The 24,814-nt window shown below is 64.0% G+C and carries 25 protein-coding genes and 1 pseudogene; 13 read left to right on the forward strand and 13 right to left on the reverse strand.

Annotated features, from left to right (window positions below):
* Positions 1 to 693 precede the first annotated feature (693 nt).
* On the forward strand, positions 694 to 2,520 hold the full coding sequence (locus ACZYZ4_RS13970; protein WP_463861806.1) for a S8 family peptidase: 1,827 nt from the start codon (positions 694 to 696) through the stop codon (positions 2,518 to 2,520).
* A gap of 213 nt (positions 2,521 to 2,733) precedes the next feature.
* On the opposite strand, the pseudogene ACZYZ4_RS13975 reads toward ACZYZ4_RS13970, so the two are convergent.
* From ACZYZ4_RS13975 to ACZYZ4_RS13985, 3 genes and pseudogenes are all read right to left on the reverse strand, one after another.
* Positions 2,734 to 2,865, reverse strand: a pseudogene (locus ACZYZ4_RS13975) (nucleoside deaminase); the annotation flags it as partial.
* 439 nt (positions 2,866 to 3,304) lie between these two features.
* Complete coding sequence (locus tag ACZYZ4_RS13980; RefSeq protein ID WP_463861808.1) at positions 3,305 to 3,799, reverse strand: GNAT family N-acetyltransferase; 495 nt, start codon at positions 3,797 to 3,799, stop codon at positions 3,305 to 3,307.
* Positions 3,796 to 4,665, reverse strand: coding sequence for a ribokinase (locus ACZYZ4_RS13985; protein WP_463861810.1), 870 nt, complete (start codon positions 4,663 to 4,665; stop codon positions 3,796 to 3,798). Before ACZYZ4_RS13985 ends, ACZYZ4_RS13980 begins: the two co-directional genes overlap by 4 nt.
* A 143-nt stretch (positions 4,666 to 4,808) precedes the next feature.
* Between ACZYZ4_RS13985 and ACZYZ4_RS13990 the strand changes: the two genes are divergently transcribed.
* Both ACZYZ4_RS13990 and ACZYZ4_RS13995 read left to right on the forward strand, forming a co-directional pair.
* On the forward strand, positions 4,809 to 6,230 hold the full coding sequence (locus ACZYZ4_RS13990; protein ID WP_463861812.1) for an MFS transporter: 1,422 nt from the start codon (positions 4,809 to 4,811) through the stop codon (positions 6,228 to 6,230).
* A gap of 52 nt (positions 6,231 to 6,282) precedes the next feature.
* On the forward strand, positions 6,283 to 7,296 hold the full coding sequence (locus tag ACZYZ4_RS13995) for a nucleoside hydrolase (RefSeq protein ID WP_463861814.1): 1,014 nt from the start codon (positions 6,283 to 6,285) through the stop codon (positions 7,294 to 7,296).
* Positions 7,297 to 7,318: 22 nt separating this feature from the next.
* Here the strand turns inward: ACZYZ4_RS13995 and ACZYZ4_RS14000 are convergent, their stop codons facing one another.
* Positions 7,319 to 8,101, reverse strand: coding sequence for a GntR family transcriptional regulator (locus tag ACZYZ4_RS14000; protein WP_463861816.1), 783 nt, complete (start codon positions 8,099 to 8,101; stop codon positions 7,319 to 7,321).
* A gap of 366 nt (positions 8,102 to 8,467) precedes the next feature.
* Here ACZYZ4_RS14000 and ACZYZ4_RS14005 point away from each other — a divergent pair, with 366 nt between their 5' ends.
* Both ACZYZ4_RS14005 and ACZYZ4_RS14010 read left to right on the forward strand, forming a co-directional pair.
* On the forward strand, positions 8,468 to 9,316 hold the full coding sequence (locus ACZYZ4_RS14005; protein ID WP_463861818.1) for an esterase/lipase family protein: 849 nt from the start codon (positions 8,468 to 8,470) through the stop codon (positions 9,314 to 9,316).
* Between the two features lie 230 nt (positions 9,317 to 9,546).
* Positions 9,547 to 10,203 (forward strand): hypothetical protein, encoded by a 657-nt coding sequence (locus tag ACZYZ4_RS14010; protein WP_463861819.1) that lies wholly within the window; start codon positions 9,547 to 9,549, stop codon positions 10,201 to 10,203.
* Between the two features lie 80 nt (positions 10,204 to 10,283).
* Here ACZYZ4_RS14010 and ACZYZ4_RS14015 read toward each other — a convergent pair whose 3' ends face one another.
* Positions 10,284 to 10,712: an SRPBCC family protein gene (locus ACZYZ4_RS14015; protein WP_463861821.1), complete on the reverse strand. Its 429-nt coding sequence runs from the start codon at positions 10,710 to 10,712 to the stop codon at positions 10,284 to 10,286.
* A gap of 254 nt (positions 10,713 to 10,966) precedes the next feature.
* Between ACZYZ4_RS14015 and ACZYZ4_RS14020 the strand changes: the two genes are divergently transcribed.
* Entirely contained in the window at positions 10,967 to 11,773 is an 807-nt protein-coding gene (locus ACZYZ4_RS14020) for a hypothetical protein (protein WP_463861823.1), read from the forward strand.
* Positions 11,774 to 11,911: 138 nt separating this feature from the next.
* On the opposite strand, the gene ACZYZ4_RS14025 is transcribed toward ACZYZ4_RS14020, so the two are convergent.
* Positions 11,912 to 12,181, reverse strand: coding sequence for a hypothetical protein (locus ACZYZ4_RS14025; protein ID WP_463861825.1), 270 nt, complete (start codon positions 12,179 to 12,181; stop codon positions 11,912 to 11,914).
* 85 nt (positions 12,182 to 12,266) lie between these two features.
* On the opposite strand from ACZYZ4_RS14025, the gene ACZYZ4_RS14030 reads away from it, so the two are divergent.
* Positions 12,267 to 12,947: a Pr6Pr family membrane protein gene (locus ACZYZ4_RS14030; protein ID WP_463861826.1), complete on the forward strand. Its 681-nt coding sequence runs from the start codon at positions 12,267 to 12,269 to the stop codon at positions 12,945 to 12,947.
* A 138-nt stretch (positions 12,948 to 13,085) separates the two neighbouring features.
* Here ACZYZ4_RS14030 and ACZYZ4_RS14035 read toward each other — a convergent pair whose 3' ends face one another.
* Genes ACZYZ4_RS14035 through ACZYZ4_RS14045 form a run of 3 tightly spaced genes read right to left on the reverse strand, consistent with a single transcriptional unit; the run spans position 13,086 to position 14,513 of the window.
* The gene (locus ACZYZ4_RS14035; RefSeq protein WP_463861828.1) at positions 13,086 to 13,430 is read right to left on the reverse strand and encodes a PIN domain-containing protein; all 345 of its coding nucleotides are present in this window, start codon (positions 13,428 to 13,430) and stop codon (positions 13,086 to 13,088) included.
* On the reverse strand, positions 13,427 to 13,693 hold the full coding sequence (locus ACZYZ4_RS14040; protein ID WP_463861830.1) for a type II toxin-antitoxin system Phd/YefM family antitoxin: 267 nt from the start codon (positions 13,691 to 13,693) through the stop codon (positions 13,427 to 13,429). The genes ACZYZ4_RS14035 and ACZYZ4_RS14040 overlap by 4 nt, the downstream gene beginning before the upstream one ends.
* Before the next feature lie 49 nt (positions 13,694 to 13,742).
* Complete coding sequence (locus ACZYZ4_RS14045) at positions 13,743 to 14,513, reverse strand: alpha/beta fold hydrolase (RefSeq protein ID WP_463861832.1); 771 nt, start codon at positions 14,511 to 14,513, stop codon at positions 13,743 to 13,745.
* Between the two features lie 238 nt (positions 14,514 to 14,751).
* On the opposite strand from ACZYZ4_RS14045, the gene ACZYZ4_RS14050 reads away from it, so the two are divergent.
* Positions 14,752 to 14,955: a cold-shock protein gene (locus tag ACZYZ4_RS14050; RefSeq protein WP_024365339.1), complete on the forward strand. Its 204-nt coding sequence runs from the start codon at positions 14,752 to 14,754 to the stop codon at positions 14,953 to 14,955.
* A 541-nt stretch (positions 14,956 to 15,496) separates the two neighbouring features.
* Here ACZYZ4_RS14050 and ctaD read toward each other — a convergent pair.
* Together ctaD and ACZYZ4_RS14060 are read right to left on the reverse strand one after the other, a co-directional pair.
* Positions 15,497 to 17,251: an aa3-type cytochrome oxidase subunit I gene (ctaD, locus tag ACZYZ4_RS14055; RefSeq protein ID WP_463861835.1), complete on the reverse strand. Its 1,755-nt coding sequence runs from the start codon at positions 17,249 to 17,251 to the stop codon at positions 15,497 to 15,499.
* A 94-nt stretch (positions 17,252 to 17,345) separates the two neighbouring features.
* On the reverse strand, positions 17,346 to 18,080 hold the full coding sequence (locus ACZYZ4_RS14060; protein ID WP_463861836.1) for a FadR/GntR family transcriptional regulator: 735 nt from the start codon (positions 18,078 to 18,080) through the stop codon (positions 17,346 to 17,348).
* Between the two features lie 190 nt (positions 18,081 to 18,270).
* Between ACZYZ4_RS14060 and ACZYZ4_RS14065 the strand changes: the two genes are divergently transcribed.
* The 4 genes from ACZYZ4_RS14065 (at position 18,271) to ACZYZ4_RS14080 (ending at position 21,741) form a co-directional block, all read left to right on the forward strand.
* Positions 18,271 to 18,798 (forward strand): gluconokinase, encoded by a 528-nt coding sequence (locus ACZYZ4_RS14065; RefSeq protein WP_463861838.1) that lies wholly within the window; start codon positions 18,271 to 18,273, stop codon positions 18,796 to 18,798.
* A gap of 78 nt (positions 18,799 to 18,876) precedes the next feature.
* Positions 18,877 to 20,280, forward strand: coding sequence for a GntP family permease (locus ACZYZ4_RS14070; RefSeq protein WP_463861840.1), 1,404 nt, complete (start codon positions 18,877 to 18,879; stop codon positions 20,278 to 20,280).
* Positions 20,281 to 20,450: 170 nt separating this feature from the next.
* On the forward strand, positions 20,451 to 20,828 hold the full coding sequence (locus tag ACZYZ4_RS14075) for a hypothetical protein (protein ID WP_463861842.1): 378 nt from the start codon (positions 20,451 to 20,453) through the stop codon (positions 20,826 to 20,828).
* Between the two features lie 94 nt (positions 20,829 to 20,922).
* Positions 20,923 to 21,741: an SDR family NAD(P)-dependent oxidoreductase gene (locus tag ACZYZ4_RS14080; protein ID WP_463861844.1), complete on the forward strand. Its 819-nt coding sequence runs from the start codon at positions 20,923 to 20,925 to the stop codon at positions 21,739 to 21,741.
* A gap of 13 nt (positions 21,742 to 21,754) precedes the next feature.
* Here the strand turns inward: ACZYZ4_RS14080 and ACZYZ4_RS14085 are convergent, their stop codons facing one another.
* Together ACZYZ4_RS14085 and ACZYZ4_RS14090 are read right to left on the reverse strand one after the other, a co-directional pair.
* The gene (locus tag ACZYZ4_RS14085) at positions 21,755 to 22,384 is read right to left on the reverse strand and encodes an FMN-binding negative transcriptional regulator (protein ID WP_463861846.1); all 630 of its coding nucleotides are present in this window, start codon (positions 22,382 to 22,384) and stop codon (positions 21,755 to 21,757) included.
* 4 nt (positions 22,385 to 22,388) lie between these two features.
* Positions 22,389 to 23,399 carry a DMT family transporter gene (locus tag ACZYZ4_RS14090; RefSeq protein ID WP_463861848.1) on the reverse strand — a complete coding sequence of 337 codons (1,011 nt, stop codon included), beginning with the start codon at positions 23,397 to 23,399 and terminating at the stop codon, positions 22,389 to 22,391.
* Between ACZYZ4_RS14090 and ACZYZ4_RS14095 the strand changes: the two genes are divergently transcribed.
* A complete protein-coding gene (locus ACZYZ4_RS14095) occupies positions 23,398 to 24,810 on the forward strand; it encodes an aminotransferase-like domain-containing protein (protein ID WP_463861850.1) in 1,413 nt (470 codons plus the stop codon). The two genes, ACZYZ4_RS14090 and ACZYZ4_RS14095, sit on opposite strands and share 2 nt — an antisense overlap.
* The last annotated feature ends 4 nt before the right edge of the window (positions 24,811 to 24,814 follow it).

Genomic DNA, 24,814 nt, shown 5'->3' on the forward strand with positions numbered 1-24,814 from the left:
CCAACCTTGATGCCGATGGTCTTCGCAATCCTTGGGGTCGTACCCGCGCAGATAGGCGATGGCCGCGGCAAGACGTGCATTGATGACAAGTGCGCCCGCCATGTTCGCGGGAACGGTTAGTGGCATTGTGATGAACCCGCGGCTGGAGTTCCCTAGAAGAATCAGCTGCCCACCGGGACACCGGGATTGTCCGGAAGCCGATTGTGGAGAGGAAGAGAGATGCTTCCCAATCCCATCTCGGCGGTGAGATCTTCCATCGCAACCCGCCACGATCCGCGGAATCACCATGCGAAGGGGATGTCCGCGCTGAGGGATTCCGGCGGGCCCCGAGACATCCAGCACGCCAGGCAGCCGGCCGGTTGCCGGATCGGTAATGGGTGCCGCGATGCTGGCCCATTCGTGGTGCGTGCGGACCACGTGCTCGGCGCGTGATTGTGGGCGGCGGGCCTTTGCCCCGATTGGATCAGAGATAACGAAGAGCTCACCGCCATGGCCAGGGGTATCGAAGGCGCCTACAGTTGCGGCAAGATGTTCGTGCTGGACTATATAGTTCGACAAGCAGTTCGCTGAGGTCAAAGACCTGGAACTTCCTTGTTGTCACTTGGATGGCTCACGGTAATGCTGCTTCTCTTAATACTCGTCAATCACCTATGGCTGCTCCTGCGATAAGGGGATCCTCTATACGAAAGAACAATGCAGATGTCAATACCGCCCTATTTCCTTAAAGCCGTTACATCTGTATTCCTCGCATCAATAGCTCTATCTCTAGCCCCTGCTGTTGCTCATGCTGATCTTGCAACCAATCCGCCATTTCCAGCCTTTCCTTCTCCTTCGTCCTCCTCTGCTCTACCCGAAGGAGAGCAGAGGTATATTGTGAAATATGGCAATGATGTGAATGCAGAAGCGGAGTCTAAGTCCCTGCAGCAACAAGGGATTGAAGTTAAGGCGACTCTTTCCCACGCTATGAAAGCTTCGGTAGTTGTAGCGACACCTAGGGAAGTGGAGTCCCTGAAAGAATCGGAAGACGTGGCCTCAGTTGAACTTGACACTCCCGTTTCAATCTCTGGCACTACTTCCATTTGGGGGCTTGACCGAGTAGATCAGCGATCAGGAAGAGACGGACAGTACAGCATCGGTGATGAAGGTGCTGGGGTGAACGTCTATATTGTTGATACAGGGCTATATGTTTCCCATACAGAATTTTCCGGCAGGGTTCCTGCTGTCTGGTGGGGAGTTCATGATGGTAATGGAATCAATGACTGTAATGGTCACGGGACGCACGTCGCTGGAACCGCCGCCGGAACAACATATGGCGTTGCCAGGAAAGCCAGCATCATCCCCATCCGAGCGCTTGAGTGTGATGGAAGCGGTTGGGCTTCAACGATCATGGCAGGAATTGACTGGTCAGTTCAGCACCATGTGGCTGGTCAGCCAGCAGTACTAAACCTCAGTATTGGTGGTTTCACTAATGCTTCATTTGACGAAGCCGTTCAAAGCGCTGTGAACGACGGGATAACAGTAGTCGCATCAGCAGGCAACTCCGGCGCGGATGCCTGTGCTACTTCTCCTGCGCGAGTTCCGACTGCTATTACCGTTGCAGCAACGAATATTAACGACGCTCAAGCGTCATGGTCTAACTACGGCTCCTGCGTCGATATTCAAGCGCCGGGAGTATCCATCAGGTCTGCTTGGAGCAACGCTCCTACCGGCTACAACACTTTGGACGGTACTTCAATGGCTGCTCCTCACGTGTCTGGTGCGGCCGCAATCCTGCTTTCCCGTGACCCTTCGTTATCCCCCGCACAAGTTCACCAGTCGATGATCAATAACGCGACGACAGGTGTAATCACTGCCAGTAAGGGCGCAACCCCTAACAGGTTGCTATTCATCCCCGCGCCTAATCAGGCTGCTCCCTCCTGCTTGAATCTCCAACCTGGTGCTGCATGGGCAGGGGTAGGTACGCATTGCGGGTTGCAGGGATCAGCAGGTTCTACGCTCTCCACTGCTGAAGCTCCCCCCGTAACTGCTATTGAAGCTCCCGTTGCTACGACTAATGCTGCCCCGGCACCTGCTACTACTGCACCAACACCAGCGCCTGCGCAACCGGCTCCTGCGCGGGCTTATGCTCCCTCCCAGCAGATTGAAGCCGCTTCCACCCAAAACATCCCTGCTGCTGGCAATGCGGCGCAGGAAATGACGGTGGCTGAACCTGGTGTGAATTCACCCGAGGCTGTGGTGGATGAATTCACCCAGGAACCTGAAACGACATCTTCGGAAACACCGTCGTCAACAGCGACAGTGAACTCTACCTCTGCCCCATCACCAAGTAGCGCTGCCACTATTGCCCCTGTTGGGGGTACATTCGAAGACCCGACGGAGGGTAAGGTCGTCGCGGGAGCGATCAACTCTGTTTGGGTAATCACGCTCGGATTAGTCCTTGGTGGAGTGGCTGTTACATATGCAATCAGGAGATTGAAATCACCTAAGACGACTGACAATGCGACCTCACCTTCTGTCTGATTGGTGGCAGGTATGGTGTCCGGCACGGCGTTCACGCCGGCGCACTCAAAAGCGACGTCGGCCCCCTTGCCTCCGGTGAGTTACACGACCAACACCCGCGAGCAGAGTACTGTGCAGGGCGAAGACGGCCAGTCGTCGTTCGACTACAAAACGCACTACATGCTGAACCCCAAGGTGACAAAGTTGACCAGCCAGAACACGTCTACCGAGGATGCGGTAGCTCCTCTGCCGGCCGGCTGCGCGGAGCGCGGACATTTCTCCGTGCGCGATCGGATCGGCGTTTTGAACTCGTTCGTTGTGCCCGCTTGCAATGACCATGCCGTCCCGGGCGAGGACGGCGTCGAGCAAACAAGGACATGGCCGTGAAGGTGCTGGTGCATCCGTAGCTCAACCACCGGGGGCCGCTCCCAGAAGGATGCCAGACCAGCCAAGAACCCGAGGCGGTTTCGTGTCAGATCTCGGGCACGCTCCGGATCCACGGAAGGGCGCGGTCCCGGCGAACGTCGTCATTGGTCACTGTCAGCAACCGCTCGGCGACGAGGGCGGGGTCCACCAAGCCGTGCTCAACCAGCGCCTTAACGAACAGATGCCCTCCACAAGCCGGTTGATGTCACCGCTGTTAACGAGCGTGTTCCACTCTGCCACCCAGCCTTGTGCGTACGCATCGCGTGTGCGCGACGCCAACATCAACCAAGGCGTCCGGGCTGCCATACCGGTGCTGGTGCGTCGCCGGTGAGACGCGCACCAATGGCGAGTGCCGCCGTCGTGCCTTACGGCCCGTGCCCTATAGCTCCAGCCGGAACACCCACAGCAGCACGTCCTCGCCCGGCACGTACCAGTCCCGCTCCGGCGCGCGCCGGAAGCCCAGCGACTCATAGAGGCCGTGGGCGCGTTCCATGAACGTGGCGCTGGTGATGCTGATCGCCTCGATGCCGGGCAGTTGCCGGGCGTGGTCCACCACCTTGCGCACCACCGAGCGCCCCACGCCGCCGCCCTGGCGCGCCGGGTCCACGGCGAGCATCCGGAACTCCAGCTCGCCGTCGGTGGCGATCTCGCTGTACGGCTGGCCGGCGAACGTCAGCGTCACCGCCGCCACCACCTGCCCGGTGGCCTCCGCCACCCACACCTGCGCGTGCTCGGCGCGGTGTTCCACGTCCTCCAGGACGCTCATGTAGGGATGGTCCGCCGTGAAGTGCCCGGCGCGGAGGTACGCCTCGCGGGTGATCCGGCGGACGTCCGGAAAGTCCGACGGCGTCGCCCGCCTTAATGCGACGCTCACCGTGCGCTGTCCGCGGCTCGCTCGGTCCGCTGGATGTAGTGGCTCAGCCGTGCCAACTCCGGCTGGGAAGAGGGATCGCCCACGGCGTCCGCGCCGACCGCGTTGGCGACGGCCAGGGCCCGGGTGTAGTCCAGCCCGTTCCGCAGGGCCAGGACCAGGGCGGCGCAGAACGCGTCGCCGGCGCCCACGGTGTTCGCCACCGTCACTGAAGCTGAAGGCGCCTCGGCCACCTTCCGGCCATGCTCGAACATCGCCGAGCCGTCCTTGCCGTACGTCACGGCGACCAGCTTCGCTTCTGCCAGTGCCGGAATCAGCTCGTACTCGCTCTCGTTGACGATCACCAGGTCGCAGCGCTCCAGCAGCTCCGCCGGCAGGTCCAAGGCCGGGGCCGCGTTCAGCACGAAGAAACCGGAGGAGCGACGGGCGGCTTCCAGCACCACGGGCAGGCCCACCTCCAGCTGGCACAGCACCGTCTCGTCCGGGCCGAACTCCACGCCGTCCAGAGAGAGGCTGGAGTTGGCGCCCGGGCAGACGACGATCTGGTTCTCGCCGTCGCGGTCCACCACGATCAGCGCGGTGCCCGTCGCGTCGGGAAGGACGGCGACACCCGCGGTGTCGACGCCGGCACTCACCAAGGCGTCAAGCATCCGCCGCCCCTGGGCGTCGTTCCCCACCGCACCCACCATCCGGGCGCTGCCGCCCAGACGAGCTGCTGCCGCGGCCTGGTTGGCGCCCTTGCCGCCGGGCTGTTCGGAGAGCACGGCCCCGCCGATGGTTTCGCCGGCCGTGGGAAGCCTTTCGGCCGTGGCGATCAGGTCCAGGTTGATGCTGCCGACGACGGTGACGGCAGAAAGTCGATTGCTCATGGGAAGTCTCTCTCGAGGTGAAGCCGGAAGCGGCCGAATTAGGAAATAGTGTACGCCATGGTTGTACTTGTTCGTCATACATGGTTGTATAACAACTCACATCCCAAGGGCAGGAACCGCCCTGCAGAACAAAGGAGTTTGATGTGAACACCCCAACCCCGGTCACCACCTCGCCGCCGGCCATCGCCGGTGGGGAACAAAAACTCGGCGGGCGCCGCGCCGCCCTGCTGATCTCCACGCTGCTGCTCGGCGTGCTGTCCTTCCAGCTCAACGCCAGCATGGTCACCCCGGCGCTGCCGCAGATCGCGGCCTCGTTCGGCCAGGGCGCCGAGAGCGCAGCACCCGTCCAGTCCATGTTCTTCCTCGCCGGCGCCATCGCCGGACCCGTCATCGGACGCTGGAGCGACTTCATTGGCCGCCGCGCCGCGCTGCTGCTGGTACTGGGCATCATGGGCGCCGGGACCATCCTCTGCATCGCCGCGCCCACGCTGCCCCTGCTCGTTGCCGGCCGGTTCCTGCAGGGCGTTTCCAGCGCGGTCTTCGCGCTCGCCTACATCGTGCTCAGTGAAAACCTGCAGGCCAAAGTGTTCGGCACGTCCGTGGGCATCATCGCCGCCATCAACGGGGGAGTGGGCGGCGTGGACGGCTACGTCGGCGGGCTCATGGCCGAAACCCTGGGATTCCGGTCCATCTTCGTCGTCGTCCTCGTCCTGACGGCCATAGCAGCCATCTGCATCATCAGGATCGTCCCGGCCGGACGCCCGCAGGGCATCCGCGGCGCGATGGACTGGTGGGGCGCAGGATCCCTGTCCGTGTTCCTGGTCTTCATCACCTACTTCGTCTCCGGCGGCTCGGCCGCCGGCTGGACCGCCCCCAGCACCCTGGCCCTGCTCGCCGGCACCGTCGCGTCCTTCGCCGCCTTCTGGATGATCGAGAAGAAGCGCAGCCACCCGCTCATCGCCGTCCACCACCTGCGCTCGCGCCAGGTCTGGCCGGTCATCGCCACCACCGTCCTCACCCTCGCCGGCATCTTCGCCATCATCAACTTCACCGTGGTGCTCCTCAGCCAGGACACCGTCGCCGGCTTCGGCCTGAGCGCATCCCTGTCCGCGCTGCTGTTCCTTACCCCGGCCGCCCTCATCGGCGTCTTCGCGGCCCCGCTCGCTGGCTGGCTGGCCGACCGCCGCGGCTGGATCAAAACGCTCCGCATCGGCACCGGACTCAGCCTCGCCTGCGCAATTGTTGCGGCCACCTTCTCCGACAACCAGGTGGCGGTGCTGATCGCCGTCGCGGCACTCGGCATCTTCTACAACGGCTTCTTCCTCACTGCTATCAACGGGCTCTCGGTGCTGCTCTCACCCAAGGAAGCCCCCGCTGCCCTGCCCGGTATCAACGGTGCCTCCTTCGGCATCGGGGCGAGCCTCGGCGTCGTACTCGTGGCGCCCTTCGCCGCCCAGGCCACGGCCGGCGGCTACGCCACCGCCCTCTGGATTTCGGTGGCCATCACGGCCGCCGCGTTCATCGTCAGCCTCTTCGTCGCCGCCCCCCAAGGCGAAAAGCTCTAAACCCCACGCCGTCCAGCATCACGTCCAGCACCAACGAAACGAGAAACCAAGCATGACCACGCCCACCACCCACCCCTTCTACCTCGACTGCGACACCGGGATCGACGACGCCCTCGCCCTGGCCTACCTGCTCGCCGCCCCCACGGCCGAAGTGGTGGGGATCGGGACGGTCAGCGGCAACGTCAGTGCCGCCGTCGGCGCCCGCAACACCCTGGACCTGCTCCAGCTGGCCGGCCACGCGCACATTCCTGTGGCACTCGGTGCCCACGACCCCCAGGCCGGTTCGTTCGGTGGCGGGGCGCCGTGGGTGCACGGGGAGAACGGGATCGGCGGGGTTTCGCTGGAGACCGCCTCTGCTTCGCTTGCGCCCGAAACCGCCGCCGAGATGCTGGTCCGGCTCGCCCACGAACACCCCGGCACGCTCCGGGTGCTCGCCATCGGCCCGCTGACCAACATCGCCGAAGCCCTCCGGCTGGAACCAGCGCTGCCCACGCTGGTAGACCAGATCACCATCATGGGAGGCGCCGCCCTGGCCCCGGGCAACATCACGCCGGTGGCCGAGGCAAACATCGCCAACGACCCCGAAGCCGCCGCGGACGTGCTCGCCGCCGACTGGGACGTGACCCTGGTGCCGCTGGACGTCACCATGACTAGCGTGCTCGAGGAAAGCCACCGGCAGGAACTGCTCGCCGCCGGCCACCCGGTTCCCCGCGCGTTGGGGGAGATGTTGGGCTATTACTTCCGCTTCTACGAGAGCCAGTTCGGGCGGGCCTGCTCGGCGATGCACGACCCCCTCGCCGCGGCCCTCGCAGTGGGCGGCATCAAAGCGACGGTGGCCCCGGTGGTGACGGTCGACGTCGACACCACCGACGGTCCCGGCCGCGGCCAGACCGTCTGCGACATGCGCGGACGGTACATGGGTTACCCGGAGCAGCCCGGAGCGCGGTGCCGTGTGGTGCTGGAGCTGGACGGCGACTTCGCGCCGCACCTGGTGGAGGTGCTGCAGGGGTTTGCGGATCTTGAAAGTACGACGGCGGCAGCGGCCGTGAGTGCGGCGGTCGCCTAAACGGGCTTCTTGGCCGGGTCGGTCAGGACTGGAGGGACTGCATCACGGAGAGGTGCCCGGCGCGTGCCGCGATCAGGCACTTGGCCAGGTAAAAGGGCCGGTTCGCGTGCCTGACGTACTGCGTCAGCACGAGGACCGGATCCGGTGCCCGCAGGTCCAGCAGCTTGGCCCGGCTGGGCCCCACCTGGCTCAGGCTGATCTGGCACTCGCCCGGCCCGAGGACCCGGCCGAAGCGGCTGTTCAGGCTGGCAAGCAGGGTGCCGCCGTCGTCGTCGATCTCCAACGTCGCGGGGGCGGAACTGCTACCCAGGCTCACCGGCAGGGCCGAGATGTTTTCCTGCAGGTGGGCGATGGCTTCGCCGTCGCGGATCAGGACGGACTCCCAAAGCCAGCAGTCGGCGCCGGGCTCGACGCCCACGCCGGGGGCAACGAACTCGGAGGCGGGCTCCCGCTCCCGTTGGATGCGTTTGATCTCGAGGTGCTGGCCGGGCCCGCCGAGGACTTCCTCGAAGGGGCGGATCCGCTCGATGCCGATGCGGGGGAGGGTGTCGGCGACAAACCGGCCGACGCCCCGGCGGGCCCGGATGAGCCCGTCCTCCTCGAGCAGCATCAGGGCTTCGCGGACCACGGTGCGGCTGACCTTCATGTCCGCGCCGAGCTCCGTTTCAGTGGGGAGCATCGAGCCGGGCGTCAGCAGGCTGTTGCGGATGGCCTCAGCGATCCGGGAGTACACCGCAACCCGGAGAGGTGAGCCGGGCTGTGCCTCCACCGGCTGGGACAGGAACCGGACGGCGTCCTCGTGCACGTTATGCCTCGCTTAGTGGTGTTCGGAAACCCAGCCTACCGGTCTGATGCGTTTGTTGGACAAGCGGCGCCTGGTGGCAGTTCCCTCTCAGGCGTACCGGGCCATGAACGTTTGTGCAGGTGCTCCTGGCGATCCTCTCCGCCCCAAACGCCTGAGCGAAAGCTACTCACCAGTAATAGCGAGGCGAACGAGGGTTTCACCCTTTCGCAGGAGGGCCCGGGCTGGCAGCTTTCTTCGCGCACATCCGTGCAGCCAACTCCATATGGACTTCCGGGCTGCGTACATTTGAGTATCCCTAGCCCAAGCCCTGGTTGACACGAAGATCCACGGCCGGCCCCCCGCTGACACACAAACAATGAGGTTTCTATGTCACTGCTTACCAAAACCCTGTCTATCGCCGCGGCCGCCGTCCTCGCCGGGTCCCTGGCCGTGGCTCCCGCCCAAGCGGACGTTGTTGAGATTTCCCCGCCCGGAGCCAACGACTGGTCCTGCAAACCAACCGCCGAGCATCCGTATCCGGTCATTCTGGTGCCTGGAACCTTCGAGAGCATGGTGAAGAACTGGTCTACCCTCTCGCCGTACCTCAAGAGCGCCGGGTACTGCGTTTTCGCCCTGAACTACGGCGAGACGAACGGCGTGTACGCCACCGCGCCGGTGGCCGAATCCGCACAGGAACTCGCCCCGTTCGTGGACGCGGTACGTGCTGCCACCGGCGCCAAGAAAGTGAATCTGGTGGGCCACAGCCAGGGCGGCATGATGCCCCGCTACTACATGGGCTTTCTCGGCGGAGCCAAGCATGTCCATCAGCTCATCGGCATCGCACCCTCCAACCACGGCACGGAGGGCGTGATCGTCCCGCCGCCGGGCTTTATCCCGGATCCGGACCACACCGGCCTGGGCTGTGCTGCCTGCGCCGACCAGCAGGCAGGCTCGGCATTCATGCAGAAGCTCAACTCCATCGGCGACACCGTTGCGGGGCCTGCCTACACCGTCATCTCCACGGTCTACGACGAAGTGGTCATTCCCTACCACAGCCAGTTCCTCAACGGCCCGGCACGGCAGGTCACAAACATCACCATCCAGGACAAGTGCCCGGCCGATCTCTTCGAACATGACCAGACGCCGAACGACCCCGTGGTGCACCAGATCGTGGCCCACGCACTGGGTAAGGCTTCCGGCCCCGCTGATCCGGCCTACCAGCCCAGCTGCATTTAGCAGAGAGATCAGGCAGGGCGCCCCTCCGCCTTGCCCCCAGTGCTCCCTTCGGCGACGCACCCCGTTGGGGGAGCTCCGTCGTCGTTATGCAGAAACGACGACGGCGAATTCGTCGCCTCGCAGCGGGGCCCGGGGGCCTTGGCTGCTCTAAAGAATGGGCTGGATGCATCCCCCTATGGACTGCCTTATTTGGGAGGCCTAACCTGAGAGAAGCGGACAAAGGAGTCGTCATGAAACGCTTGCTCATCGGACTGTCCACGGCGGCCATGGTGGCCCTGAGTGCGGCACCGGCCGGAGCCGCTCCCAATATTTACCACACGATTTCGTCGTCGCATGGCTCTGCAGCGGTGGTCGAGACCGTCGGCTGCGAGCGGACCGAAATCTTCGTCTCCTCAATGGTGGGCATGTTCGCTGCCCAGCCCGGCCCCGTGAACAAGCAGGGCCTGACCAGCGTGTTCGTGCGCATCAGCGACGTCTGTGCGGCGCCCGGCCGCGGCGTGGTGCTGTTCCAGGCTGACGGCCAGAACTTTGCACCCCTGGAGGTTGATCCGAGACTGACCAGTGCATCCATCACCACCGAACTTGCCGGCACCGACGGCGACGGCAACCCCGTCACTATCAGCCTCTCGGCGTCGTGGACCGGCACCGGCCCGCTCGAGCATGACACCCTCAGCTCACACGAGAACATCCCGGGCGTGGGAAACGTCAACTCAACCGACAACAATTTGAGGCGTGCCGCCACGGCAAATGTGTCGGTCACGGTCAACGGACTGACGGCTGCAGGCACGGACAGCAATGCAGTCCTGGAACAGGTGAAGGCGCGTTGCATCGAAATTGCCCGCCCGGGTGTGGAGGAGTTCTTCCCCTGCTTTGGGTTCCCGGGGTAGGGGAGCGGCAATGGCCGGACAGCGCGGCGGCCGGCAGTGGTTTCGAGAGGCTCAACCACCGCGGTTGGCCCGGTCTTTGCCTAGGCTTCGGCTTCGATGAGTTCCTTCATCCTGCGGAGGCTGCCTTCGATCATCGTCGGGTCCATCGAAGCATCCATGGCAGGAATGTCCAGATAGATGGTCATTCTGGTGCTGGCGCCCTCGTCCAGGGGCTCCAGGGTTGAGCGTGAGCGGACTTCCAGCGGCCCGTTGGGTGTTTGGTCATGAATATGGAAGCCCATGGACTGCCCTGGTTCGAACTCGACGACCTCCATCGTGCCCTCGATGGGGGCGCCGATCCGTGTGTGCCGGCGCTGATACCGTGTGCCGATGCCGACAGGTCCGTCCGTGAGCTGTTGAAGCTCCATGTGGGGATCCCACCGTGGATGGTTGTGCAGGTGGTTCACGGCGACGAAATCAAAAACGACCGATGGAGGCTTGTTGATAACAATGGAGCGATCTAGTTTCATGACCAGTCCTGCTCATTCATCGTGGGGATCGATAATCGCAGTTTATTCCGGGACTTAGAAAACCGCGAGGACAAGAACGGAAAAATCAGGATGCTACGGCAGCCCGGGGTCACGCCCACGGCACTCCGTCCTGGATAGGCGCGAAGTGTTCAGGACAGATCGTACCTTCACTGACGTTACGGGGCGGTGACTCTCCATGCGGAGTGTTCGTCGAGGGGGTTCAGGTTCAAGACGGACTGCATTATCTTTCTCCTATGGCCATGGGCAAGCAACGGTGCTCTGACCCCTACAGGAATTTCTACTTAGAAGGAGTGGGAAAGGTCATGAATCAACGAACCAAAATATTCTTTGCTCTCATCGTCGTGCTGCTGATTGCTGGCGGGGCGGCACTTCTGTTCTCCGAAAACACCAAAAGGAGCAGGGCCGGGGAGTACAGTCCGCAGATCAACCCTGCCGATTTCACCACCAAAATCACTAATAAACACTTTGCCCTCCCCGTCGGCAAAAAGATGACCTACGAGACCACCGAGCAAGGAAGCGTCACCGAGAGGATTGAAATCGAAATCCTGCAGGAGACCAAGACCATAGAGGGCGTTGAGACGGTTGTCTATCTAGATAAGGAATACAAGAACGGGCAGCTCGTAGAGGAAACCCGGGACTACCTGGCACAACACAAAAACGGTGACGTGTGGTACTTCGGCGAGGACGTGAACAACTACTGGAATGGGATGTTGCTGGACCACTCCGGCAGCTTTCTCCACGGAAAAGATGGGGCAAAAGCCGGCATCTGGATGAAGGCCGAGCAGCGCGTTGGCGATTCCTATAGGCAGGAATTTTACGTTGGTCATGCAGAAGATAAGCGGGACACCGTCGCTACCGGCGAGACCGTCTCCACGAAAACCCGCACCTACACCGACTGCGTCAAGGTTTACGACTGGACGCCGCTTGAAAAGAATTCCCGGGAGCATAAATATCACTGCCCCGAGGTCGGTGCGCTGGTCCTTACCGAGGACCTGCAGACAGGAAAACGGTCAGAACTCGTGAATGTTGTCCAGCCCTAGCCTTCCAACAGCACATCCGCCTGCCGTCAGCACCTCTTCATGTCGAACCCGGCCGGCACGGACGAGGCCCGCAGGGGCATGTTCTCGTGCTATGTCTGGAACGCGGCGGTGCGGCGCTGCCGGAACGCCCGGTGCGATTCAACGGCCGTCATAGGTCGTGTCCGTCTGCAGGAACGCGCTGATGCCGGCCGGGCGCTTGGCCATCCGCGGCGGCGGGGGATCGGGCGGCGAAGGCGGCAGGACGACGTCGGGCAATACACCCAGCATCATGAAGGCGGGCATGAAGTCTCCCGGCGGCAGCGCCTCCAGCTGCTTGTACTGCTTCCAGAGTCTGGCGTGCGCAGGGCTCCAGTCCCAGCTCCCGGCCCGGGGGTTTCGACAGGCCACGGCCGCGCATCTAGTGCTCATAATTATGACCACAAAGCCGTTTAATGGCCGTCACAATAACCATTAGCTGGGGACTCGGCGTTTCCTGGCCACATAGGATCTCCATATGACACCCAATCGAGGTCTCGCCCTCTTCAGATTCTGGTTTGCCCTGCTCGGATTTTTGGCCATATTTTTCCAGCTGACACACTTGCTCCAGAATGTTCCCGGCGCCTCTGCGGGGAACTTCTTCAGCTACTTCACCATCGAATCAAACATCATCGCCGTCATCACCCTGGCTATCGCCGGCCGGTATGCGTGGAAGGGCGAAAGTCCCCGCTGGCTTGAACTCCTGCGCGGAGCTGCGACCATCTACATGACCATCACGGGGATCGTTTACAACCTCCTGCTGAGCAACATCGACGTCAACACGCCCATCCCCTGGATCAACGTCGTCCTGCACTACACCATCCCGACCATCATGGTGATCGACTGGCTTGTTGACCTGCCCAGAACCAGGGTCCCCGTCCGCACCTCGCTGATCTGGCTCGGGTTCCCCCTGCTCTACCTGGTCTACAGCCTGATCCGCGGTCCCATCGTCGACTGGTACCCCTACCCGTTCCTGGACCCCCGGGTCAGCGGCTACGGAACCGTCGCAGCGATAGCGCTGGCCATCGCGGCAGCAGCCTTCCTGTTTGCCCTGGTCGCCGCGTTCTCCACTCGTCTTCACATCGCCCCGACCCCTGCGGCAGTCATTCCCGGCGCGACCGAGGCACCCCTTCAATACGACGCCGGCACCATCAACTAAGTGTCCTCATGCAGGGGTGCGGTGATTCCTGAGCTACACGGCGACAGTGACAATTTCCGGGGGACCCGACAGGCTCAACGACCGGGCGCTCTCAACCACCGGGGGAGCGGACGTTCAGGCCTGCCTCGACGGCGGCGGTCAGCAGCTGGGCGTCATACGCCACCATAACGTCGGACTGCAGCCGGATGGCTGCGGCCAGATGAATGGCGTCAGCGCTTCGAAGCCTGCCGGCAAGGCCGCCGCGTACATCAAGTCCGAGCGGGCAACATCGACCAGATTGATGGCACCCAGAACCGTATTGACTGGCTCGCGGGGAAATCCCCGGCGATGGGCCGCGCAATGAAGCTCCGTATAGAGCAGCATCGACGCCACCAACTCGTGCCCCTGGGCTCCAGCTTCCGAAAGGTATTGGGCGGCTGCGGATGATTCCGCCTCTTCGACCACCAGCTTGAGGACAGCCGACGTGTCCAGATAGATGATCAACGGTCCCCTCGGAGGTCAGCCAGGATCTCAGCCGTGTCGACTTCGGACGTGACTCGCGGAAGTGTCAGGAAATCGACTGGGCCCTTGGCAGCAGGACGGACCTGTCCCGCCAGCAGTAGCCGCTCAAAAGGTGACGCCGCCGGCGGGATCAAGGTCGCGGCTATTTCGCCGTTGTTCGTGACGTCGATGGTTTCGCCGTTCTTAACGCGCTCCAGGATTTTGCTGCTCTGGTTGCGCAGTTTCCGGTGAGGAATGGTCGTCATGTTTGCCTCCGTAGCAAGCGCAGCAACCGCCGCGCCCAAAGGTAAAGGATCAGCCGGGGATTGCTGCTTCCGCCTGCTCCCAGTGCCGCCGGAGCAACTCAGCCAGCCGCTCGGGCTCGATCCGGTGTGGCGGGTCGAAATGGTGGCGCTTGGGGAACACTTCCAGTCGGAAGTCCGGGAAGAAGACCCTGGACAGCCGGCTGGCAATATCGCCGTAGTCATCGGGATTGCTCAGGCCGCCGAGAGCGAAGAAGACGGGCTGGCGAAAGTCGGCCAGACGCGTCCTCTCCAGGTCATAGTTTTTGAAGCACCGCAGGAACGCCCTGATACCCGCGGGCCGTTTGGCCATCCACGGCGGCGGGGGATCCGGCGGCGGCGGAAGGACGACGTCGGGCTTAACTCCCAGCCTCATGAAGGCGGGCATGAACTGCTCCGGCGGCAGTGATTCCAGCTGCTCGTACTTCTTCCAGAGCTCCGTGTGGGCGGGGCTCCAGTCCCAGTTCCCGGCCCAGGCTGGCTCCAGCAGCGCCAGGCTCAACAGCCTGTCAGGGTGCTTGGCAGCGAACGCCAGCGCCGCCGCGCCGCCACCTGAATAGCCCGCCAAATGGAACGCTTCCCATCCCTGGGTATCGGCATCGCGCAGCACGCCGTCGATCTCTGTGTCCAGGCTCCAGTCCAACGGCGGCTCATCGCCCGCATAAAGCTCGAGATCCTTGGCGATTGCCTGGACATCCGGCCCGAGGGCTGCGATGAGTCCGCCGTAGGCGGCCTGGGCGGGGAGTACAGCACCCGGTAGGAGAATTGCCCGAAATGGTCCCATAGGAGAACGCTACGCCGGGGTTTCGACAGGCTCAACCACCCGTCTCGGTAGCCGAGTGGTAAATGGTTGGGAAAATCTCCTGTACTGTTGATCCTGTTGTTGTGTTTATGCAGTTGGTAGTTCAGGCAGTACGCGCGGTCGAAAGTCCGCGTCTTTCTGAAGTAGCGGTTTTGAACACCCCACACCGGAGGACCCGAAAGTCGGGACTTTTCCTCCACCTTCACGAAGGACAAAAATAATGGCTACTGGTACCGTCAAATGGTTTAACGCTGAAAAGGGCTTCGGCTTCATTTCCCCCGATGACTCCTCACAGGACGTTTTCGCTCACTACTCCGCGATCGCCTCTTCCGGCTTCCGCTCACTCGAAGAGAACCAGAAGGTTTCCTTCGAAACCGAGCAGGGCCCCAAGGGTCCCCAGGCCGTCAACATCCAGGCACTCTAATTCTTTAGAGATTCTGGGGCCTTAGGGTTTCATTTTCAAAGCAGGGCCGGTCATTTGACCGGCCCTGCTTTTGTTAACCCGGATGTGCTTCAAAGGGGGTTAATACACGCCGACCAATTGCCCCGACTGGCGACCTACGGGAAGGACGGCTACCTGAGGCCCGCCATGTCCTCCGCGCCATGGAGGAGTTCGGCTGGAGCGATCCCATCATGGGCAAGGGCAACCGGGAGGCCCACGCGCGGCGGTCCGAGAGCTCCGGGAGCACCTTATCGACTGGAGGCTCCTGCGGAAGTTCAAGGGCAGGCTGATACTCACGCCGCGCGGCAAACGCTGCCTCGAACGGCCCGGCCATCCCATTCCCGACGACTGGGTTGCGACATCAACCAGGTGGTGCGGCGAAACCTCAAATCCCTGCACCTGATGGCGCCCAAAATGGAGCAACGCGGCCCCGGCGCTGCTAACCGACGGCGGCGTGAAGTTCCTGTTGGCAGTCCGGGCTGTGGGGCGGTCGGGTTAGGGCCGGTTTTCGCTCCCCACCCGGTTACTGGCCCGGGTCTGGATTGCGTACGTCCTTTTCGCCGATATCGGCAGCACCCAGGGCAGCCGCGGCAGGGCTGTGCGTGGTGTCGTGCTCGCGGACGCGGAGCTCCGGGTGGTGGAGGTCCAGGGCGGGACGTTCCGAACGGATCCGGGGCAGGGAGGTGAAGTTGTGCCGCGGCGGCGGGCAGGACGTTACCCATTCGAGCGAGGCGCCGAAGCCCCACGGGTCATCCACCTCAACGCGGTCCGTGCTGCGCGACGTGATGTAAACATTCCAGAAGAACGCAATTGTCGAGGCGCCGAGAAGGTATGACGAGATGGTGGAGAACTGGTTCATCCAGGCGAAGTTGTCCTCCACCAGATAGTCCGCGTAGCGGCGGGGCATGCCCTTGACACCCAGCCAGTGCTGGATGAGGAAGGTCCCATGGAAGCCCAAGAACAGCATCCAGAAGTGGATCTTTCCGAGGCGCTCGTTGAGCATCTTGCCGGTGAACTTTGGCCACCAGAAGTAGAAGCCTGCGAACATCGCGAACACCACGGTGCCGAACACCACGTAGTGGAAGTGCGCCACCACGAAGTAGGAATCGGAGACGTGGAAGTCCAGCGGCGGTGAAGCCAGGATGATGCCGGTCAGGCCGCCGAAAAGGAATGTGATGAGGAAGCCGAGGCTCCACAGCATCGGAGTCTCGAACGTCAGGGACCCCCGCCACATGGTGCCGATCCAGTTGAAGAACTTCACCCCGGTAGGTACTGCGATCAGCATGGTCATGAAGGCGAAGAACGGCAGCAGCACCGAACCGGTCACGTACATGTGGTGTGCCCACACGGTCATGGACAGGGCTGCGATGGCGATGGTCGCGTAGACAAGGCCCTTGTATCCGAAGATCGGTTTGCGGCTGAAGACGGGGAAGATTTCGGACACAATGCCGAAGAACGGCAGCGCAATGATGTACACCTCAGGGTGGCCGAAGAACCAGAACAGGTGCTGCCACAGAACCGCCCCGCCGTTCTCCGGATCATAGATGTGGGCACCGAACTTGCGGTCCGCCCCCAAGGCAAACAGTGCCGCCGCGAGCGGCGGGAATGCCATGATCACCAGGATGGCCGTGACCAGTGTGTTCCAGGTGAAGATCGGCATCCGCCACATGGTCATGCCCGGGGCGCGCATGCAGATGATGGTGGTGATGAAGTTGACCGCGCCAAGGATGGTGCCGAATCCGGACAGCGCCAGGCCGAAGACCCACAGGTCACCGCCCACGCCGGGGGTGAAAGTGGTGTTATTCAACGGCGCGTACGCGAACCAGCCGAACGCCGCCGCGCCCTGCGGGGTGATGAAGCCCGAGACGGCGATGGTGGATCCGAAGAGGAAGAACCAGAAGGCCAGAGCGTTCAGCCGCGGGAAGGCGACGTCGGGGGCGCCGATCTGCAGCGGCATGATGACGTTGGCGAAGCCGGCGAACAGCGGGGTGGCGAACATCAGCAGCATCATGGTGCCGTGCATCGTGAACAGCTGGTTGTATTGCTCCTTGGTCTGCAGGATCTGCATGCCAGGTTCGAAGAGCTCGGCCCGGATCAGCAGGGCCATAACGCCAGCCATCATGAAGAACACAAACGAGGCGATCAGGTACATGTATCCGATGACCTTGTGGTCGGTGGAGGTCATCCAGCTGACCACCATGGCGCCTTTGCGCCGGGGTACCACCGCAGGAGCAGCGGTTGAGGCGGTCCCTATTCGTGAATGTCCGGTGATGGCCATCTTTCACCTCACAGATACTTCTGCACGGCATGTATGGGCCCTTTGCATAAGCCCCTATTTGCAGGCTACTCACTAACGCGGCGTACCGAAAGAGTCAGTGCAGGCCCATCGCGTTCCGGACCTCGTCCAGGATGTGGTGGACGGCGGTCTCCGCCCCCACGGCGTCCCCTCGGGCCACTGCCGCCGCAACATCCTCGTGGGCCTGTAGCGCTTCGTTCCGCGGCTTGAAGGGCATCAGGCCCTGTTTGGTCCGGCTGGTGAGCACCTCGGCCACCATGCCTTCCAAGGCCGTGAACATCTCATTGCCGCAGCTTTGGAGCAGCAGGCAGTGGAACTCGATGTCTACCGCCAGGAACGCCTCGAGTTCGCCGGCTTCGCCCAGCCGCCGCAGCTCTGCGGCCAGGAAAACCAGCTTGGCCCGTTCCGCGGCGCTCGCCCGGCGGGCAGCACCGGCAGCTGCAATGGGCTCGACGGCGATGCGCAGCTCCGTGAGGCTGCTGTACTGATTATCGCGCCGGGCAGAGCCCAGGCGCCAGCGCACTAGCTTGGGATCGAAGACATTCCACAGCCTGCGCTCCTGGACCACGATGCCCACCCGTCGGCGCGAATACACCAGGTTCATAGACTCCAGGACCTTCATGGTGTCCCGCGCAACGGTGCGGGAGATGCCGTACTCCTGCTGGAGGCCTTCAAGGGTCAGCCGGCTGCCCGGAGGAAGGCTCCCTTCAGCAATGGCAACGCCAACCGCCTCGAGAACACGTTCATGCATGGCGGGGGAGGCCCCGCCGTCGTGCGCGTCATCCGCGTCCGGTAGTGTCGCCGTCGACATCTTTCCTGCCTTCCTCTGCGCCTGCGCGCCCTCCAATCGTACCGAAAAAGTCGGAAAGGTATGACTTGTGACACCAAAAGATAGTATCTGTGGTCAGTTATGGTGATACCTTATCTCCAGCGCACTTCCTTGTGGCATGTGCTACGAGCTTTCTTCACTAAGCCAACGGCGTCTTCTTCGGAGGTAAAACATGCAGTATCCAGCCACGCACCTGGTGGTGATGGGCGTTGCCGGTTCCGGCAAGTCCACCATTGCGGCAGCTCTTTCCCAGCAGCTTGGCTGGGCCTGCGCTGAAGCGGACGAGTTCCACCCGCAGTCCAACATCGACAAGATGACCCAGGGCATCCCACTGCAGGACGAGGACCGCTGGCCCTGGCTGCAGGAAATCCAGGACTGGATGACTGCCCAGGCCGCGGCCGGGAAGAGCACCGTGCTCACCTGCTCCGCGCTCAAGCACAGCTACCGCCAGCTGCTCTCCGAAGCGCAGGGCCGGGTCCTGTTCCTTCACCTGCACGGCGAGGCCGACCTGATCGGCCAGCGCATGCAGGGCCGCGAAGGCCACTTCATGCCGCCCACCCTCCTGCCCAGCCAGCTGGCCACCCTGGAACCGCTGACCGATCAGGAAGTGGCCGCGGGCAGTTTGCGCCTGGACATTTCCAGGTCCCCGGAGGAGCTCATTAAGACCATCGTCGCTGCACTCCGGCTCCCCGCGCACTAGGCGCCCTGTAACTCCTGAGCCTGCGCTCAGGCTTTTCACCCCCCCAATCCCCAATAAATTCTGTTTCAAAGGAGAATCATGGTCATCGAAGGATGGACCCAAACGCTGGGCGCAGGCCCCCTGCTGCTCATCGCAGCGGCAGCGATCGTCGCGCTGCTGTTCCTGATCATCAAGCTGCGGATGCACGCACTCGTCGCCCTGATCGTGATCAGCCTCGCCACCGCATTTGCCACCGGAATCCCCGCCAACCAGGTGGTGCCGGTGCTGATCAACGGGTTCGGCACCACGCTGGGCACCGTGGCGCTCCTCGTCGGCCTGGGTGCAATGCTCGGACGCATCGTCGAAACCAGCGGCGGCGCGAAAGTCCTGGCCGACTACCTGATCGGCGTCTTCGGTGAAAAGCGTGCCCCCTTCGCCCTGGGCCTCGCCTCCCTGCTCTTCGGCTTCCCCATCTTCTTCGACGCCGGCCTTGTGGTCATGCTCCCCGTCGTCTTCGCCGTGGCCCACCGCCTGGGCGGGGGAGTGCTGCGCTACGGCCTCCCCGCCGCCGGTGCATTCTCCGTGATGCACATCTTCCTGCCGCCGCACCCGGGCCCGGTCTCCGCTGCGGCCTTCTTCGACGCCAACATCGGCCTGGTGATGATCGCCGGCCTCATCACCGCCATCCCCACCTGGTACGTCACCGCCTACCTGTTCGGCCTGTGGACTGGCAAGAAGCTGGTCCTTCCGGTTCCCGAAATCCTGGGCCACGCCAGTGCCGAAGCCGAGTCCAACCCGCCGCGCTTCCGCACCATCGTGGGCCTGCTGCTCCTGCCGCTCGTCCTGATCTTCATCAACACCGGCCTGAACACCCTCGCTTCGTCCGGTGTGCTGCCCGACGATGTTAAGGGCGAGCAGTGGTTCCAGATCCTCCGCACTATCGGTGAAACCCCGGTGGCCCTGCTGATCGCCGTCCTGGTGGCCGTATTCGTCCTGGGCGCCCGCCGCGGCAAGGACGCAGGCGCCATCGAGAAGCTGCTCGAATCCTCGCTCGGCCCGGTCTGCTCGGTCATCCTCATCACCGGCGCCGGCGGCATGTTCGGCGGCGTATTGCGCACGTCCGGCATCGGCGCCGCACTGGCAGACGTCCTGGGCAACCTTGGCATCCCGCTGATCCTTGCAGGCTTCCTGATCTCAGCCATCCTCCGCATCGCCCAGGGTTCCGCCACCGTGGCATTGACCACCACCGCGGGCCTCATCGCCCCGGCCGTGGCCTTGGCCGGACTGACCGGAATGCAGGTGGCGGCCCTGGTCATCGCCGTGGCCGCCGGCTCCGTAGTGGTCTCCCACGTCAACGACTCCGGCTTCTGGCTGGTGGGCCGCTTCTTCGGCATGGACGTCAAGACCACGCTCAAGACCTGGACCGTCATGGAAACCCTCATCGGCGTTATGGGTTTCGCCATCGCGGCGGTCCTCTTCCTGCTCGCCGGTGTGGCGGGCTGACGCTCTGACTCCAGCCACGGCTGACTGAAGTACGACGGCGGGGCGCCGGCAGAAACGCTGGCCGCCCCGCCGTCGTCGTACCCCGGAGGTCCCCTGGCTCCGCGCCTGATGGTGGACAATATTGCAGGCGCGGACACTTTGGATGCGCGTGACAGGAACTTGGGGGCCATATGGAAGAGACAACACGGATGCCCGAAATATCGGCGGCATCCTGGGACAGCCAATGCAAGAGGCTGAGGCGCATCGGCCTACTTTTCAGCATCGTCGGATGGACCCTCATCGCGGGCTTCTGCCTGGCCACGTACCGGGCCATCGATCTGTGGTTCCCCCTGCTCACGGGAAAGGTGAGCCCCGGCCATCCCAGCTACGCCGAGTTCCAGGCGTCGAAGGATATTGCGCTGATCGTCTGGCTCGGAATATTCGTCCTCGTGGGGGCCAATCAGGCCGTTGGGCGGCGCTGGCTGGCCAAAGTGACGCTGGCTCTGGGGCCGCGGCCCGCGGTGAACAGCCCTGTTGTCCGGGAGCTGAAGCCCGAACAGGAAGCGTGACCTAGCCCGACGGCGGCGCAGGGAACACCTGCCGTCCCGCCGTCGTTGTGCCAGAGGCAGCCCATCCCGTTCTGCCCCAACCAAAGGACACCCCTTGACCCAACGCACCATCGTGATCACCGGCGCCAGCGACGGCATCGGCGCGGCAGCCGCGCGGACGCTGACGCAGGCAGGCGACCGGGTGGTCGTCGTCGGCCGCTCCGAGGAGAAGACGCAGGCCATCGCGAAGGAGCTTAACGCCGACTACTTCGTCAGCGACTTCGCCGACCTGGGCCAGGTCCGCACGCTCGCCGCGCAGCTGAAGGACGACTACGAGCGGATCGACGTCCTGGCCAACAACGCCGGCGGCATCATGGGCAAGCACCAGTTCACGGTGGACGGCAATGAGTCCACCTTCCAGGTCAACCACCTGGCGCCGTTCCTGCTCACCACCGAGCTGATGGACGTCCTCACCGCCAGCAACGCCAAGGTCATCAACACCGCCAGCGCGGCCAACGGCTTCGGCAAGATGGACCTGTTCGACCTGAAATCGGAGCACACCTACTCCACCAACCGCGCCTACGGCACCGCCAAGCTCGCCAACATCCTCTTCACGTCCGAGCTGCACCGCCGCTTCGGCGAGCAGGGAATCACGACGGCGGTGTTCCACCCGGGCGTGGTCCGCACCAACTTCGCGGCAGAGTCCACCAGCCCCATGCGGCACGCCTACAAGACACTGCTCAACCGCTTTATGCTCACCCCGGACCAGGGCGCCGACACGCTGCTCTGGCTCATCAACGGCACCGCCGGCACTGACTGGATCTCCGGCGCCTACTACGCCAAGCGCGCCCTGGCCAAGGCCAACGCCCAGGCGTACGACGCCGAGCTGGCGCAGGGTCTGTGGGAGGCCAGCGAGGCGCTCGTCGCACGCTGAGCCGAAGCGCCGGTTAGGCGCGACCCCGCCGGGCCCGCTCGACGTCGGCGGCGCTGTCCGCCTGCCCGCGGGCGCTGAGCCCAGCCACGACGCCGTCGACGTCCGCTGCGGACCGGTTCTGGCTGAGCTTGGTTATCGCCTCTATTCTGGTGATGACCAGTTCGATGCCCACAATGGCGCGCAGTTGGCCGGAGATGTAGCGTTCCGGCGCGTCGTCCACGCCCCACGGGTGGTCAAGACCGGCCTCATTGACGTTGGTCAGGCGCCTGACCTGGCCGGCGATCCAGGCAGGGTCGTCATGGATCACCACGGTGCCGTATACGTGCGCCGTGGAGTAATTCCACGTGGGCACCACGCGTCCGTGCTCGGCCTTCGACGCATACCAGGACGGCGAAATGTAGGCGTCCGCGCCCTGGACGATCATCAGTGATTCCCCGATCGCCGGTTCGGACCACTGTGGGTTGTTCCTGGCGACGTGGGTATGCAGCGCGCCATGTTCGCCCACCGAGGGGTCGTACACGAACGGCAGCAGCGTGGCGAGCAGGCCCTCCGAGGTCATGGTGACCAGGTTCGCTGCGCCAGGCCTCGTGAGTAGTTCCCGGACGGCGTCGGGGCCGGCTGCGAAATGGGCTGGTGTGTACATGGGACTAATCCTTTACGGGGCTTGAGGTGCTTGAGGTGCTTGAGGTGCTTGTGGCGTGGGGGCGGCGGGCTGAGGGGGCGGCGGGTTGTGGTGGTGCCGGCTTGAGCCGGACCCGGACCGCGGCGCCCGCGCAGAGGATAACGGCCAGGCCGCCGACGATGGTGCTCCACGTCAGCGACTCACCGAGCAGGAAGCCCGCCCAGCAGATGCTCAGCACGGGCTGCACGAGCTGGATCTGGCTGACCTGCGCCATGGGGCCAATGGCCAGGCCGCGGTACCAGGCGAAGAAGCCCAGGAACATGCTGACCACTCCCAGGTAGGCGAAGGCCAGCCACTGGACCGGCGTGCCCGACGGCGGCTGCTGCGCCACGGACAACGCCACGAGGAACACCATCAGCGGCGATGCCAGCACCAGCGCCCAGGACACGGTCTGCCAGGCGCCGAGTTCGCGGGCCAGCAGGCCGCCTTCCGCGTAGCCGATGGCCGCGGCCAGCACCGCGCCGAGGAGCAGCAAATCGGACCAGTGCAGCTGCCCGAACCCGCCGGATTGCAGGGAGCCGAACGCTATCGCTGCCAGCCCGCCCACTACGGTGATGAGCCAGAACGCCAGTGGGGGATGCTCACGTCCGCGCAGGACAGCCACGGTGGCCGTTGCAGCGGGCAACAGCGCGATCACCACGGCGCCGTGACTGGCCGGTGTGGTGGTGAGCGCAAAGGAGGTGAGGAGGGGAAACCCGACGACGATGCCGGCGGCCACCACGGCGAGGCGCGCCCAGTGCGTGCCCCGGGGGAGTCGTTGCCGGGTGAGTGCGAGGGCAAAGGCGGCGAGAATGGCGGCTACCACAGCGCGGCCGGACCCGATGAACATCGGGGACAGGCCTGCGACGGCCACCTTGGTGAACGGAACCGTGAAGGAGAAGGCCGCTACTCCAAGGAGGCCCCACCACAGTCCGGTGGGCTGATTGGACGGTATCAGTGGCGGCATAAGTGTAGTAGCGCTACTATTGTCTCTCATGAACAACGATAGCAGTTCCCGGATTGCGGCGCATCTGAAGAAATGGATCTCTTCGGCCGCGCCCGGTGCGAAGCTGCCGTCCACCCGGTCGCTGGTGGCCGACTATCAGGCCAGTCCCGTCACGGTGCAGAAGGCCCTGCAGACGCTCACGGCACAGGGGCTGATCGAGAGCCGGCCCGGCGTTGGCACATTCGTGCGGGCTGTCCGGACCGCGCGCCCGTCGGACTACGGCTGGCAAACGGCGGCGCTGCGGTCTCCGCTGGCACCGCTGCCTCCGGCCTCCACCACCATGCGTAACGTGCCGAACGATGCGATCTCCTTCCACTCCGGCTACCCGGACCGGGAACTCCTGCCGGAGCGGCTGGTGCGGTCCGCACTCACCCGCGCCGCCCGCGGCGACGCAGCGCTGTCCCGTCCGCCCGCGGCGGGTCTGCCGGAACTGCAGTCGTGGTTCGCGCATGAACTAGGGGCGTCCACGCCGGCCGGGACCACACCGCCGAACCCGAGCGACGTCGTCATACTTCCCGGAAGCCAAAGCGGGCTCAGTTCTATCTTCAGCGCGCTCGCGGGCCGCGGGCAGCCGCTGCTCATGGAATCGCCCACCTACTGGGGCGCTATCCTGGCGGCCGCCCAGGCCGGTGTCCGTGTTGTCCCGGTGCCCAGCGGGCCAGAGGGGCCGGACACTGCGGAACTGGCCCGCGCCTTTGACGAAACCGGTGCGCGGCTGTTCTACGCCCAGCCCAACTACGCGAACCCCACCGGGGCGCAGTGGGCCGCAGGACGCGGCGACGAGGTCCTGGAAGTGGTGCGGGCGAAGGGCGCATTCCTTGTGGAAGATGACTGGGCGCACGACTTCGGCATCACCACCAACCCCGTGCCCGTCGCCTCCCGCGACGACTCCGGCCACGTGGTCTACCTGCGCTCGCTGACCAAAAGCGTGTCGCCGGCTATCCGCATCGCCGCCGTCATCGCGCGCGGGCCGGCGCGGGAGCGCATCCTGGCGGACCGGGCGGCCGAATCGATGTACGTCAGCGGCCTGCTCCAGGCTGCAGCGCTCGACGTCGTGACGCAGCCTGGGTGGCAGACGCACCTGCGCAGCCTCCGCCATCAGCTCCAATCGCGTCGGGATCTTTTGGTCACCAGCATGCGCGAGCACGCTCCGCGGGTGCACATCGAGCAGGTGCCCAAGGGCGGCCTGAACCTATGGGCGCGGTTGCCTGACGGGACTGACCTCGAACGGCTGACCCGCGACTGCGAAACCGCCGGGGTGATCATCGCTGCAGGCCGCGCATGGTTCCCCGCCGAACCCGCCGGTGCTTACATCCGGCTCAATTACTCAGGGCCGAATCCGGGTGCCTTCCCGGAGGGCGCCCGGATCATTGGCCAGGCAATCGAACGCAACGGGGCTTGACGGG

It is taken from the genome of Pseudarthrobacter adonitolis, assembly GCF_055412845.1.